The organism is Metapseudomonas resinovorans, assembly GCF_002003485.1.
In the GTDB taxonomy this organism is placed as follows: Bacteria; Pseudomonadota; Gammaproteobacteria; order Pseudomonadales; family Pseudomonadaceae; genus Metapseudomonas; species Metapseudomonas resinovorans_D.
The window spans coordinates 1-13,574 of sequence record NZ_BDMA01000095.1; the positions used below are offsets into that span (position 1 = coordinate 1).

General features: G+C 65.9%; 11 protein-coding genes. 8 read left to right on the forward strand and 3 right to left on the reverse strand.

All coding sequences use genetic code 11. The features are described 5' to 3' along the window. Window positions 1-103: 103 nt before the first annotated feature. The 3 genes from ydcS to MnOB_RS27010 all read right to left on the reverse strand — a co-directional run bounded on the left by ydcS (window position 104) and on the right by MnOB_RS27010 (window position 3,851). Window positions 104-1,255: a putative ABC transporter substrate-binding protein YdcS gene (ydcS, locus tag MnOB_RS27000; protein WP_077527616.1), complete on the reverse strand. Its 1,152-nt coding sequence runs from the start codon at window positions 1,253-1,255 to the stop codon at window positions 104-106. Between the two features lie 75 nt (window positions 1,256-1,330). After that, the gene (locus tag MnOB_RS27005) at window positions 1,331-2,833 is read right to left on the reverse strand and encodes a gamma-aminobutyraldehyde dehydrogenase (protein ID WP_077527617.1); all 1,503 of its coding nucleotides are present in this window, start codon (window positions 2,831-2,833) and stop codon (window positions 1,331-1,333) included. A 106-nt stretch (window positions 2,834-2,939) separates the two neighbouring features. Then, the gene (locus MnOB_RS27010) at window positions 2,940-3,851 is read right to left on the reverse strand and encodes a LysR family transcriptional regulator (protein ID WP_077527618.1); all 912 of its coding nucleotides are present in this window, start codon (window positions 3,849-3,851) and stop codon (window positions 2,940-2,942) included. Between the two features lie 205 nt (window positions 3,852-4,056). Between MnOB_RS27010 and MnOB_RS27015 the strand changes: the two genes are divergently transcribed. The 8 genes from MnOB_RS27015 to MnOB_RS27050 all read left to right on the forward strand — a co-directional run bounded on the left by MnOB_RS27015 (window position 4,057) and on the right by MnOB_RS27050 (window position 13,506). Further along, window positions 4,057-4,755 carry a tellurite resistance TerB family protein gene (locus MnOB_RS27015; protein ID WP_077527619.1) on the forward strand — a complete coding sequence of 233 codons (699 nt, stop codon included), beginning with the start codon at window positions 4,057-4,059 and terminating at the stop codon, window positions 4,753-4,755. Between the two features lie 337 nt (window positions 4,756-5,092). Continuing rightward, a complete protein-coding gene (locus tag MnOB_RS27020) occupies window positions 5,093-6,721 on the forward strand; it encodes a methyl-accepting chemotaxis protein (RefSeq protein ID WP_077527620.1) in 1,629 nt (542 codons plus the stop codon). A gap of 9 nt (window positions 6,722-6,730) precedes the next feature. Next, on the forward strand, window positions 6,731-7,237 hold the full coding sequence (locus MnOB_RS27025) for a chemotaxis protein CheW (RefSeq protein WP_077527621.1): 507 nt from the start codon (window positions 6,731-6,733) through the stop codon (window positions 7,235-7,237). Beyond that, entirely contained in the window at window positions 7,234-8,484 is a 1,251-nt protein-coding gene (locus MnOB_RS27030) for a CheR family methyltransferase (protein WP_077527622.1), read from the forward strand. Before MnOB_RS27025 ends, MnOB_RS27030 begins: the two co-directional genes overlap by 4 nt. Further along, window positions 8,474-9,160: a chemotaxis protein CheW gene (locus MnOB_RS27035; protein ID WP_077527623.1), complete on the forward strand. Its 687-nt coding sequence runs from the start codon at window positions 8,474-8,476 to the stop codon at window positions 9,158-9,160. Before MnOB_RS27030 ends, MnOB_RS27035 begins: the two co-directional genes overlap by 11 nt. Next, window positions 9,157-11,445, forward strand: a complete 2,289-nt coding sequence (locus MnOB_RS27040; RefSeq protein ID WP_077527624.1) for a hybrid sensor histidine kinase/response regulator — start codon at window positions 9,157-9,159, stop codon at window positions 11,443-11,445. The genes MnOB_RS27035 and MnOB_RS27040 overlap by 4 nt, the downstream gene beginning before the upstream one ends. After that, the gene (cheB, locus tag MnOB_RS27045; protein ID WP_077527625.1) at window positions 11,442-12,446 is read left to right on the forward strand and encodes a chemotaxis response regulator protein-glutamate methylesterase; all 1,005 of its coding nucleotides are present in this window, start codon (window positions 11,442-11,444) and stop codon (window positions 12,444-12,446) included. The genes MnOB_RS27040 and cheB overlap by 4 nt, the downstream gene beginning before the upstream one ends. A gap of 34 nt (window positions 12,447-12,480) precedes the next feature. Then, the gene (locus MnOB_RS27050) at window positions 12,481-13,506 is read left to right on the forward strand and encodes a diguanylate cyclase (RefSeq protein ID WP_077527626.1); all 1,026 of its coding nucleotides are present in this window, start codon (window positions 12,481-12,483) and stop codon (window positions 13,504-13,506) included. The last annotated feature ends 68 nt before the right edge of the window (window positions 13,507-13,574 follow it).

Sequence of the window (13,574 nt, forward strand, 5' to 3'; positions counted from 1 at the left end):
CAGCTTAACGCCCTATCGGGGTGTCCAGAATCATTAGGCCACTTCACCCCCGGCCCCTCTCCCAGAGGGAGAGGGGTGACTATCGGGGAGCGTTCGGTGCGAATTACCTTCCGCCCATGATCGCGATGTAGTCCTGGGTCCAGCGGCTGTACGGCACGTACTTGCCGCCCTCGGCCTGCGGGGTTTTCCAGAAGGCGATCTTGTCGAACTGCTCGTAACCGTTGGTGGCGCAACCTTCGGCACCCAGCAGGGCACTGGCCTTGCAGCCGGCGGGAACGGCGGGCAGGGCGCCGAACCAGGCGGAAACGTCCCCCTGGACCTTGGGCTCCAGCGACCAGTTCATCCATTTGTAGGCGCAGCTCGGGTGCTTGGCGTCCACGTGCAGCATGGTGGTGTCAGCCCAGCCGGTGACCCCTTCCTTCGGGAACACGGTAGCGACGGGCTGACCTTCGGCCTTCAGGGTGTTGGCCATGTAGCCCCAGGTGCTGGAAACGGCCACGCCTTCGTTCTTGAAGTCGCTCATCTGCACGGTCGCGTCGTGCCAGTAGCGGTGCACCAGGCTGTGCTGCTTGCGCAGCAGGTCGAGCGCGGCGGTGTACTGCTCTTCGGTCAGTTGGTACGGGTCCTGGATGCCCAGTTCCGGCTTGGCGGACTTCAGGTAGAGGGCGGCGTCGGCGATGTAGATCGGGCCATCGTAGGCCTGGACGCGGCCCTTGTTGGCCTTGCCGTCGGCCAGTTGCTGCGGCTCGAACACCGCGCTCCAGCTGTCCGGGGCCTTGGCGAAGGCCTTGGTGTTGTACATCAGCAGGTTCGGGCCCCACTGGTAGGGCGTGCCGTACTGCTGGCCCTGGACGGTGAACCAGGGCGCGTCCTTCAGGCGCGGGTCGAGGTTCTTCAGGTTGGGGATCAGCTCCGGATTGATCGGCTGCACGCGCTTGCCGTAGATCAGGCGCAGGGACGCGTCGCCGGAGGCGGTGACCAGGTCGTAGCCGCCCTTGGCCATCAGGCTGACCATTTCATCGGAGGTGGCGGCGGTCTTCACGTTGACCTTGCAACCGGTGTCCTGCTCGAACTGGGTGACCCAGTCGTAGTTCTTGTCCGACTCACCGCGTTCGATGTATCCGGGCCAGGCGATGATGTCGAGCTGACCTTCGCCGGCACCGACTTGTTTCAGGGCTTCGGCGGCCTGCAGGCTGCCACTGGCGAGGATGGCGGTGGCCACTGCACTGAGCAGGGCGGTTTTGCGCACGGACATGTTGTTCCCTCTTTTTCGTTATTGGTCGGGGCAGATGAAGCAGGTACAGCCGGCCTTCAGGGCCTTTTATCTCTCTTAAAAATCAGTGCCGTGGCGGGCCATGATGTGACGCACCACGCTGTAGTCCTGCAAGGAGTCGCTGGACAGGTCCTTGCCATAGCCGGAGCGCTTGAGACCGCCATGGGGCATCTCGCTGGCCAGCATGAAATGGGTGTTGATCCAGGTGCAGCCGTATTGAAGCCGCGCGGCCACCTGCATGGCCTTGTCCAGGTTTTGCGTCCACACGGACGAAGCCAGGCCGTACTCGGAGTCGTTGGCCCAATCCACGGCTTGGGCCAGGTCGTCGAAGCGGGTGACGGTGACCACGGGGCCGAAGACTTCGCGCTGGACGATTTCGTCCTGCTGCTTGCAGCCGGCCAGCAGGGTGGGCTGGTAGTAGAAGCCCGCACCGGAGTGCACGGCGGCCCCGGTGACGCGCTCGATGTGGGGCTGGCCCAGGGCGCGCTCGACGAAGCTGGCCACGCGGTCGCGCTGGCGGGAGCTGATCAGCGGGCCGATTTCGTTGTCCTGGTCGCGCTTGCGGGCGAAGCGCAGGCTGGCCACCGCTTCGCCGAGCTCGCTCACCAGACGGTCATGGATGCCGGCCTGGGCGTAGATGCGGCAGGCGGCGGTGCAATCCTGGCCGGCGTTGTAGTAGCCATGGGTACGTACGCCCTGGACCACGGCTTCGATATCGGCGTCGTTGCAGACGATCACCGGCGCCTTGCCGCCCAGTTCCAGGTGGGTGCGCTTCAAGGTGCGCGCGGCGCTCTGGAGAATCTTCTGGCCGGTGACGATATCGCCAGTCAGCGACACCATGCGGACCCGTGGGTGGCCGACCAACTGGCTGCCGACGCTGTCGCCGCCGCCGCAGAGAACGTTGATCACTCCCGGCGGGAGGATTTCCGCGAGGGCCGGGGCCAGGGCCAGGATAGACAGCGGTGTGTGTTCGGAAGGCTTGAAGATCAGGGTATTGCCGGCGGCCAGCGCCGGGGCGATCTTCCAGGCCGCCATCATCAGCGGGTAGTTCCAGGGGGCGATGGAGGCGACCACGCCCACCGGATCGCGGCGCACCAGGCTGGTATGTCCGGGCACGTACTCGCCGGCGAGCTGGCCCTGCTGGCAACGCACCGCGCCGGCGAAGAATCGAAAGACGTCGGCGGTAGCCGGAATGTCGTCCTGGCGCGCCAGATGCAGCGGCTTGCCGCAGTTCAGAGCTTCCAGGCGGGAGAGTTGGTCCGCGCGCTTTTCGATGGCGTCGGCAATGGCCAGAAGGGCGGTGGCGCGTTGTGCAGGCGTGGTTCGCGACCAGTGGGTAAAGGCGCGATTGGCGGCAGCGATGGCGACTTCCACCTGTTCGATGGACGCTTCGGCGATAGTCACCAGGGTCTCGCCGCTGGCGGGGTTGATGATCGGCTCGGCCAACCCTTCTCCGATGACGAGCTGGCCGTCGATCAGCAGTTCGGTGTGCAGGGTTGGTGTGCTGGCGGCGCCGGTCATCTTGCTGGCTCTTTTCTTCTCGGGTTTTTGTTCGGTCATGCCGGTGCTCCCTGAATGGGGCCCGGCATGCCTCTGCTTATGGGGACGAGAGACTAGAGGCCGGACCTGAGGTCGACAAATTCTAAATATTGAAAGCAGCGTTCGATTAAATCGAAGGCTTGCGATTGTTCGGCTGCTCGCGCGCCACAGTGAGGAATGGGTCCACTAGTGCGGGGCGAGCGGTGCCTCGACGCCAGGCCAGGCCCACGTCCAATGGTGCGCCCAGGTCCACCAGCGGACGGGCTTCGATGATGTCGCCTTCGAGCGACCAGGGGCGGTAGGTCATGTCCGGCTGGATCGACAGCCCGAGGCCAGCCGCCACGAGGCTTCGGACCGCTTCCACCGAGGCGGTGCGCAGGGTGACCTGGGGTGTCAGTCCGGCGCGGGACCAGATGCGCTGGGTGTGCAGGCCCATCTCGTCGGCGTTGAGCTGGATCAGCGGCTCGCCAGCCACATCCGCCAGGGCGATGCTGTCGCGTTCCAGCAGAGGGTGCTGGGCTGGCAGCCAGAGGCGGTGGGGCGAGTGGGTCAGTACTTCGGTCTGCAGGGCGTGGCGGTCTTCCAGGTTGGAAAGGATCAGTACGCCCACATCGATCTCGCCGCTGACCAGAAGGTGCTCGATGTACGGGCGCTCGTCTTCCACTACGCGGGTCTTCACGTTGGGGTAAGCGCGCTGGAAGCGGGTGATCAGGTCGGCCAGGTAGTAACCGGCTACCAGGCTGGTCACGCCGATCGTGAGGCTGCCGGCTACCTGGTCGGTGCTCTGTTGCAGGCTGCGCTTGGCGTTCTCCACCGTCGCCAGGATCAGGTGCGCCTGGCGCAGGAACTGGTGGCCCTGATGGGTCAGCGACATGCCCTTGGCGTGGCGGTTGAACAGGTTGACGCCGATCTCCTCTTCCAGTTGCTGAATGGCCAGGGTCAGGGTGGATTGGGAGATGAACACCGCCTGGGCGGCGGCGGAGATGGAGCCGGTCTCGGCAACAGCGATGAAATGTCGGATCTGGCGGAGGGTCATCATGGGCGTGGTTCGCGTCTGGATGGCGGCCGGTGGTTGGGGTTTATCGAAATATGAACGAGTGATTCGCTTTTTTAGATGGTTACGTCGATTTCCGCCACCCTGCGGACCCGCAGCAATATCTCGAAGCACTCTGTGAACTGCTGTGTGGAATCCCTCCGGCTAGAGTCGGTCGATCTGTGAACTCGGAATGACTCGGAGGTTTTCCATGATTACCCGCGGACTGCTCGACCAACTGCTCAAATCCGGCCAGGACCTCCTGCAGCAGAAAACTGCCGGCAAATCCGGCGGTTTTTCGGGCGGGAAGTCCAGCTCCGGCGATCTCGGCAGCCTGCTCAAAGGCGCGGGTGGAGGCGCGCTTGCAGCAGGTGCCTTGGGCCTTCTGCTCGGCAACAAGAGCGCCCGCAAGCTGGGCGGCAAGGCGCTGACCTATGGCGGCCTGGCCGCACTCGGCGTGCTGGCGTACAAGGCCTACGGCAATTGGCAGGCGCAACAGGCCGGTGCGCCGCAAGGCGAACCCCAGACCCTCGATCGTCTGCCCGCGCCCCAGGCCGAGCTGCACAGCCAGGCCATCCTCAAGGCGCTGGTGGCGGCGGCCAAGGCCGATGGCCATGTGGATGCCCGCGAGCGCCAGTTGATCGAAGAAGAGTTGGCCAAACTGACCCAGGATGCCGACCTGCGCCGCTGGCTGGACGCCGAACTGAACAAGCCGCTCGACCCGGCAGACGTCGCCCGTGCTGCCACGACCCCGGAAATGGCCGCCGAGATGTACCTGGCCAGTGTGCTGATGGTGGATGAGGAGCACTTCATGGAACGTGCCTACCTGGAAGAGCTGGCGCGCCAGTTGCGCCTCGATCCGGGGCTCAAGGTCGAGCTTGAACGCCAGGTGCGGCAGGAGCTGGCCTGAATGGCGACGCCTTGTGGGGGCGATTTCAATCGCGAATGAATTCGCTCCCACGATGAGTCGAGCACGTACCTGAAGAAGGGTAGGGTGCGCCATGCGCACCGACGATCAAGCATGAAACGCCCTGCTCCGGGTCGGGTGCGAGCTTTCCAACTGAGAATTCCTTCCCCCTGCAAACTGGCAACTTTCTGCCAAACTCCCCAAGGCCACGCGCCGTCGGCTTTCTGGCGACGTAAATGTATGTCGTCCGGTGCTTGCGAGCGTTGGGGCGAGTCACTAGAGTCGCCGCCAATGGCGCTGGGCCGCCAAGATTCCGGGCATTGGTAACTGGGGAAGTTTTGTGAAGAACTGGACTGTTCGCCTGCGTATCCAGGCAAGTTTCGCGGTGATCATCGCCATCATGCTGTTGATGGCCACCATGTCCTACCTGCAGCTGCGAAACATCGAGCACGAAGGCGACCGGGTGCTGGCCGATTCCGTGCCCGGCATGTTCGTGATCAGCAAGCTGCGCAGCAGCTGGACTGACAACATGCTGCGCACCCAGGCGTTGCTGGGTGGCACAGACGAAAGTGACATACAGGTCTATCCCGGCGATGAGAAGGCGCTCAAGGACAGCACCGACCAGCTCGATGCCTTCCTCAAGTCGTATGAAGCGACCATCTCCAAGGCCGATGACCTGGACAGCTACCGGCAATTCCTCGGTATCCACAAGACCTATCGCGAGCACCAGGCGCAAATACTGGAGCTGGTGCACGCCGGCAGCCTGGAACAGGCTCGCCGGACCTTCCGCGAAGGGCTCGTCGTGCAGTGGAACGGTGGACGCCAGCTGCTCAACGAGATGATCGATTTCAACAAGGGGACTGCCGAGAGCTCCGTCGGGGAGATCGTCGGCTCGGTGCGCAACGCCGAGCGCAGCATGCTCCTCGCCATGGTGCTGGCGGTTGCCGCCGCGGCCGTTTGCGGCCTGTTGCTGATGCGCGCGATCACCCGTCCGGTCGGCGGCATCGTCGATACCCTGCGCATCATGGGCGGCGGCGATCTGTCCACGCGTCTGGACCTCAAGCGCCAGGACGAATTCAACGCCATCGAGACCGGCTTCAACAGCATGGCCGAGGAGCTCAAGGCGCTGGTATCCCAGGCCCAGCGCTCTGCTGTCCAGGTGACCACCTCGGTCACCGAGATCGCCGCCACGTCCAAGCAACAGCAGGCCACCGCCACCGAGACCGCTGCCACTACCACCGAGATCGGCGCCACCTCGCGGGAGATCGCCGCGACCTCCCGCGACCTGGTGCGGACCATGAACGAGGTGTCCGGCACCGCCGAGCAGACCTCCATCCTCGCCGGCTCCGGCCAGCTTGGCCTGGCGCGCATGGAAGACACCATGCACCAGGTAATGGGCGCCGCCGAGCTGGTGAATGCCAAGCTGGCGATCCTCAACGAGAAGGCCGGCAACATCAACCAGGTGGTCACCACCATCGTCAAAGTGGCCGACCAGACCAACCTGCTGTCCCTCAACGCTGCCATCGAGGCGGAAAAGGCGGGCGAGTACGGCCGCGGTTTCGCCGTGGTTGCCACCGAGGTGCGCCGCCTGGCCGACCAGACCGCCGTGGCCACCTACGACATCGAGCAGATGGTGCGCGAGATCCAGTCGGCGGTGTCCGCCGGGGTCATGGGCATGGACAAGTTCTCCGAGGAAGTCCGCCGTGGCATCGCCGAAGTGGGGCAGGTGGGCGAGCAACTGTCGCAGATCATCCAGCAGGTGCAGGCGCTGGCGCCGCGCGTGCAGATGGTCAACGAAGGTATGCAGGCCCAGGCCACCGGCGCCGAGCAGATCAACCAGGCCCTGGTGCAGCTGGGCGAGGCCACCGGGCAGACGGTGGAATCCCTGCGCCAGGCCAGCTCAGCCATCGACGAACTGAACCTGGTGGCCAACGGCCTGCGAACCGGCGTCAGCCGCTTCAAGGTCTGAGTCGGCGCCATGTGCCCGAGTCGTACCCGCGCGCCGGCCCGTACCGTCAGGGGCCAGCTCTACCTGCAGTTCCGCATGGGCGGCGACCGCTATGCGCTGGATGTGCATGAAGTGGTGGAGGTCCTGCCCCTGCGCCAGCTGAAGCAGGTGCCCGAGACGCCGAGCTGGGTGGCCGGGGTGTTCTCCCATCGCGGCGTGCTGGTCCCCGTGCTGGACCTGGGCGTGCTCGCCTTCGGCCAACCCGCGCAGGTGCGCACCAGCACCCGGCTGGTGCTGGTGAATTACCCGCTGGAAGGGCGGACGCGCTGGCTTGGGCTGATCCTCGAACAGGCGACCGACACGCTGCGCTGCAGTCCGGACGAGTTCCGCGACTACGGCCTTGAGCAAGGTGGGGCGCGTTACCTCGGGCCCGTCTACCAGAGCGCCGATGGCCTGGTGCAGCGCATCCGCGTTGCCGACCTGCTTCCGGATGAGGTGCGCGCGTTGCTGTTCCCGGCCACGGAGGGCGCGGCATGATCGAGCGCTTCGAGGCCCTGTTGAAGAGCCGCATTGGCCTGGAGGCGGAATCCGTCGGCCGGGTAGTGATCGAGCGTGCCCTGCGCCAGCGCATGAGTGCCTGCGGCAGCCTGGACGAAGAAGCCTATTGGGCCACCCTCAACGCGTCGCCGGCCGAGCAGCAGGCGCTGGTGGAAGCGGTGGTGGTCCCCGAAACCTGGTTCTTCCGTTATCCGGAATCCTTTGCTGCCCTTGGCCGCCTGGCCTTCGAGCGCCTGCCAAACCTGGTGGGTGGGCGGCCCTTGCGTATCCTCAGCCTGCCCTGTTCCACCGGGGAAGAGCCGTTTTCCATTGTCATGGCACTGCTGGATGCCGGCCTTGCGCCGGGGCTGTTCCAGGTGGATGCGGTGGATATCAGCGAACGGGTACTGGAACGGGCGCGCCAGGGACTTTACGGACGCAACTCGTTCCGCGGTGACGACCTGGGCTTTCGCGACCGTTACTTCATTCCTTCGGGCGAAAGCCATGCGCTGGCCCAGCAGGTGGCGTCCAAGGTGCGCTTCCTGCGTGGCAACCTGCTGGACCCCGGCCTGCTCGCCGGTGAGCCGGCCTACGACTTCGTCTTCTGCCGCAACCTGCTGATCTATTTCGACCGAACCACCCAGACCGCCGTGCTGGAGGTGCTCAAGCGCCACATGCAGAAGGACGGCGCCATGTTCATCGGCCCGGCCGAAGCCAGCCTGCTCAGTCAGCAGGGCATGCAGCCGCTGGGTTATCCACAGGCCTTCGTGTTCCGCAATGCGCCACCCCAGGTGGCCGCCAAACCGGCCAAGGTACGCATCCCGGCGCCGGCTCCCGTCGTTGCCGCGCCATTGTCCAGCCGAGCGCCGGCCAGGCCGCGCGCGCCGCTGCCGAAGCCCGAGCTGCCCAAGGCCAAGGCCGATGGCGCGGGACCTGAAGCTGCCCTGACGACTATCGCCAGCCTGGCCAACAGCGGCCGGACCGAGGAAGCCCGCGCCGCTTGCGAAGCCTTCCTGTCGGCCCACGGCCCGTCGGCGGAGGCCTTCTACTGGCTGGGCCTGCTCAGCGATGTGGCTGGCAAGGCCGATGAAGCCCAGGACCATTACCGCAAGGCGCTCTACCTGGAACCCCAGCATGCCGAGGCATTGGCGCACCTGGCGGCGTTGCTCGCTGCCCGTGGCGACCGCGCCGGCGCAGAACGCCTGCTGCAGCGCGCCAGTCGTGGAGTGAACAGCCATGGCCGATAACCGTCTGCCCCTGATCGCCAGCGACCAGTTGCCCGCCGTGGACGACTGCTGGAATCGCATTGGCGTGCATGGCGACAAGTCCTGCGAACGCCTGGAAAACCACGTGCACTGCCGCAACTGCGAGGTGCATGCGGCCGCCGCCACCCTGCTGCTCGACCGCTACGCGCTGGTTCGCGAGGAGATCGCCGCCGCGCCGGTGGAGGAGGAGGAAGATGGCCGCGAGCGTCGTTCAACCCTGGTTTTCCGTATGGGCGAGCAGTGGCTCGGCCTGGCGACGCGCAGCCTGGTGGAGGTGGCTTCAATCAACCCCATCCATTCCCTGCCGCACCAGCGTTCCCTGGCCCTGCTGGGCGTGACCAACGTGCGTGGGGCGCTGGTGGCCTGCCTGTCGTTGAGCGAGTTGCTGGGGCTGGAAAAAGGCGGGCAAGTGAACGGTGAGCGGCGTGTCGTGCCGCGTATGCTGATTCTCGCCAGCCAGGGTGGACCGCTGGTGGCGCCAGTGGACGAAGTAGACGGAATACACGGCATTCCCGTGGACGCGGTGATCGACCCGGGCCGTACCCCGGACCTGGCAGCCCGCCAGTTCGCTTCGGGGGTGGTGCAGTGGCGTGGACGCAGCATCACGCTGCTGGACGAAAGCCTGCTGTTGCAGGCCATGGCAAGGAGCCTGGCATGACGCCGGACCAGATGCGCGACGCATCCCTGCTGGAGCTGTTCCGCCTGGAGGCGGATGCCCAGACCCAGGTGCTCAACACCGGCTTGCTGGTGCTGGAACGCAATCCGACCCAGGCCGACCAATTGGAAGCCTGCATGCGTGCTGCCCACTCGCTGAAAGGGGCGGCGCGTATCGTCGGGCTGGATGCCGGGGTGCGGGTCGCCCATGTGATGGAAGACCTGCTGGAGGCCGCGCGCCAGGGGCACGTGCGCCTGCAGCCGGACAATATCGATGCGTTGCTGCAGGGTTCCGATCTGCTGGTGCGCATTGGCAGCGACGCTGACTGGGCGGAGAACGCCGGTCGCGATGTCATCGCTGCGCTGGTAGCCCGCCTGCAGGGGCAGCCCGCCGAGCCTGCGCCAGCGACGGGAGGGCTTATCGAGCCGGTCATCCCCGCGCCGGTCATTTCTGCACCTGCCATTCCTGTCGCGCCGTCGCCATTACCGTCGCCTGAACCTGTCGAAGCCCAGGTCCCTGCGGATACCGGTGCCGAGGCCCGTGACCGGGTGTTGCGAGTCAGCGCTGAACGTCTTGATCACCTGCTGGATATCTCCAGCAAGTCGCTGGTGGAGTTCCAGCGCATAAAGCCCCTGAACGATGCCCTGCACCGTCTCAAGCGCCTTCAGGCCAGCGCCAGTCGCGCCCTCGACGTGGCGCGCGAATCGGTGCTGGACGGCACCCTGGACCCGCAAGCCCAGGCGATGCTTGGCGAGGCCCGGCAACTGCTCGGCGAGTGCCAGCAGATGCTTTCCGGCTACATGGCCGATTTCGATGAATTCGGCTGGCAGGGCGGCCAGCGTGCCCAGTTGCTCTATGACGCCGCCCTCGCGTCACGCATGCGTCCGTTCGCGGACGTGTTGGCTGGCCAGGCGCGCATGGTCCGGGATCTCGGCCGCTCGCTGGGCAAACCGGTGCGGCTGGAAGTGAGCGGCGAGACCACGCAGGTCGACCGCGATGTGCTGGAACGTCTGGAGGCGCCGCTCACGCACCTGCTGCGCAATGCCGTGGATCACGGTATCGAGAGCCCCGCCGTGCGCCTGCGCCTGGGCAAGCCGGAGGAGGGTGTGATCCGCCTGCATGCCCGCCATCACGCCGGGATGCTCCTGCTGGAGCTGGCGGATGATGGCGCCGGGGTGGACCTGGAGCGGCTGCGCGATGCGGTGGTCGCCCGCCAGTTCGCCAACCTCGAGACCGCTGCACGGATGACCGAGGAAGAGCTACTGGCCTTCCTCTTCCTGCCCGGCTTCAGCATGCGCGAGCAGGTCACCGAGGTGTCCGGGCGCGGCGTCGGCCTGGATGCCGTGCAACACATGGTGCGCCAGTTGCGTGGCGGCGTGCGCATGGAGCAGCGCAGCGGCCAGGGGGCAACCTTCCATATCGAAGTACCGCTGACGCTGTCGGTGGTGCGCAGCCTGGTGGTGGAAGTGGGCGGCGAGGCCTACGCCTTCCCCCTGGCCCATATCGAACGCATGACCCGTTTGCAGCACGAGGACATCGTCCAGCTCGAAGGGCGTCAGCACTTCTGGTACGAAGGCCGGCATGTGGGGCTGGTTTCGGCCAGCCAGATCCTTCAGTGCGCCGAGGGCAAGCGCGACGAGGCCGGTATTCCGGTGGTGCTGATCAATGAACGCGACACCTGCTACGGCGTTGCCGTGGAGCGGTTCATCGGTGAGCGCACCCTGGTGGTGATGCCGCTGGACCCGCGTCTGGGCAAGGTCCAGGACCTGTCCGCCGGGGCCTTGCTGGATGATGGCCGGCCCGTGCTGATCCTCGATGTCGAGGATCTGCTGAAATCCGTTGGCAAGCTGCTGGGCAGTGGCCGCCTGGAGAAGGTCGACCGCGGTGGCCGCCAGGGCGCTGGCGCCCAGCGCAAGCGCGTCCTGGTGGTGGACGACTCGCTGACGGTGCGTGAACTGGAGCGCAAGCTGCTGACCGGTCGCGGCTACGAAGTGGCGGTGGCGGTGGATGGCATGGACGGCTGGAACGCACTGCGTTCGGAGCACTTCGATCTGCTCATCACCGATATCGACATGCCGCGCATGGACGGCATCGAGTTGGTCACCCTGGTGCGTCGTGACAACCGTCTGCAGTCGTTGCCGGTGATGGTGGTTTCCTACAAGGATCGTGAAGAGGATCGTCGACGCGGCCTGGACGCCGGCGCCGACTATTATCTGGCGAAGGCCAGTTTCCACGACGAAGCGTTGCTGGATGCAGTGGTCATGCTGATCGGGGAGGCCCAAGGGTGAGGATAGGGATAGTCAACGATATGCCCCTGGCGATCGAAGCGCTGCGTCGGGCCCTTGCCCTGGAGCCGGCGCACCAGATCGCCTGGATCGCCTGCAATGGCGCGGAAGCGGTGGAGTGCTGCGGTCGGGATGTGCCGGATGTGGTGCTGATGGACCTGCTGATGCCGGTGATGGACGGGGTCGAAGCGACCCGCCAGATCATGGCGCGCAGCCCGTGCGCCATCCTCATCGTGACCGTGGATATCGAACAGAACGTGCACCGGGTGTTCGAGGCCATGGGTCATGGCGCCCTGGATGCGGTGAATACCCCTGCGCTCGGTAGCGGTCAGGCCCAGGAGGCCGCGCTGCTGTTGCGCAAGATCCAGAACATCGGCTGGCTCGTGGGCCAGCGCGACAATCGCGCCCGCGGCGCAGCCGAACCGAGCGCCCGGCGCAGCGGGGGGCAGCGCCTGGTCGCCATCGGTGCCTCGGCAGGCGGTCCGGCGTCCCTGGCGCAGTTGCTCAAGCAGTTGCCGGCGAACTTTTCGGCGGCCGTGGTGCTGGTCCAGCACGTGGACGAAGTCTTCGCCGGGGGGATGGCCGACTGGCTGGCCAGCGAGTCTCGTTTGCCGGTTCGACTGGCACGGGAAGGCGAGCCGCCACAGCCGGGAACCATCCTTCTGGCCGGCACCAACAACCACCTGCGATTGCTGAAAAATGGCACTTTGGCCTATACCGCCGAGCCCACCAGCTTCGTATATCGTCCTTCCATCGATGTCTTCTTCGACAGCTTGGTGGAGCACTGGAAGGGCGAAGCCGTCGGCGTGCTGCTTACCGGCATGGGCCGGGACGGCGCCGAGGGCTTGAAGCGCATGCGCGGCCGCGGCTTCCTGACCATTGCCCAGGACCAGGCCAGCTGCGCGGTCTATGGCATGCCCAAGGCCGCCGCCGCCATTGGCGCGGCGGTGGAAATCCTCGCCCTGGAGCGCATCGCGCCCCGGCTGGCCGAGGTATTCGGATAATTTCTACCTGAGGCCTGCGGGCCCGGAGAGCGTGATGCAATACCCCTATCGCAACCCCATGGACATGACCCCGGTCGAGCCTTCGGCAATGGTGCTGCTGGTCGATGACCAGGCCATGGTCGGTGAAACGGTGCGTCGGGCACTGATGGCCGAACCGGGCATCGATTTCCATTTCTGCGCCGACCCGCTGCAGGCGGTCGCCGTGGCCTTGCAGATCAAACCCACGGTCATCCTTCAGGATCTTGTGATGCCCGGGGTAGACGGCCTCAGCCTGCTCGCCGAATACCGCGCGGTGCCGGCGCTGCGCGATGTGCCGATCATCGTCCTGTCCACCAAAGAAGAACCCACGGTGAAGAGCGCCGCCTTCGCCGCCGGCGCCAACGATTACCTGGTCAAGCTGCCCGACACCATCGAACTGGTCGCGCGTATCCGCTACCACTCGCGTTCCTTCACCGCCCTGCAACAGCGCGACGAGGCGTATCGCGCCCTGCGCGAGAGCCAGCAACAACTGTTGGAAGCCAACCTGGTGCTGCAGCGGCTGATGAACTCCGACGGCCTGACCGGGCTGTCCAACCGGCGTCACTTCGACGAGTACCTGGACATGGAGTGGCGACGCGCGCTCCGCGAGCAGAGCGAGCTGTCGATGCTGATGATCGACGTCGACCACTTCAAAGGCTTCAACGACAACTTCGGCCACGTAGCGGGTGACGAGGCGCTGCGCCGGGTGGCGGAATCCATCCGTGCGTGCTGCAGTCGAGCCACCGACCTGGCCGCACGCTACGGTGGCGAAGAGTTCGCGATGATCCTGCCGGGCACTGCGGCTGGCGGCGCACGCCTGCTGGCGGAAAAGGTACGACGCTCGGTGGAGGCGCTGGCCATTCACCACGATCTGCCGGTGGCGGGCTCGGTGCTGAGCGTCAGCATTGGCGTCGCCACGCTCACGCCGAAGTCGGGCCAGGTTTCCCTGGTGCTGGTGGACATGGCTGACCAGGGCCTCTATCAGGCCAAGAACAATGGCCGTAACCGGGTGGCCATGGTGGCAGCCAGCCCCGCGCCCTGATCGGGAGGGGGCTCCAGTGCGCCCGTGCGTCGCCGGCGGGGCGCATTTCGCGGCTGGCATGCTGCCGG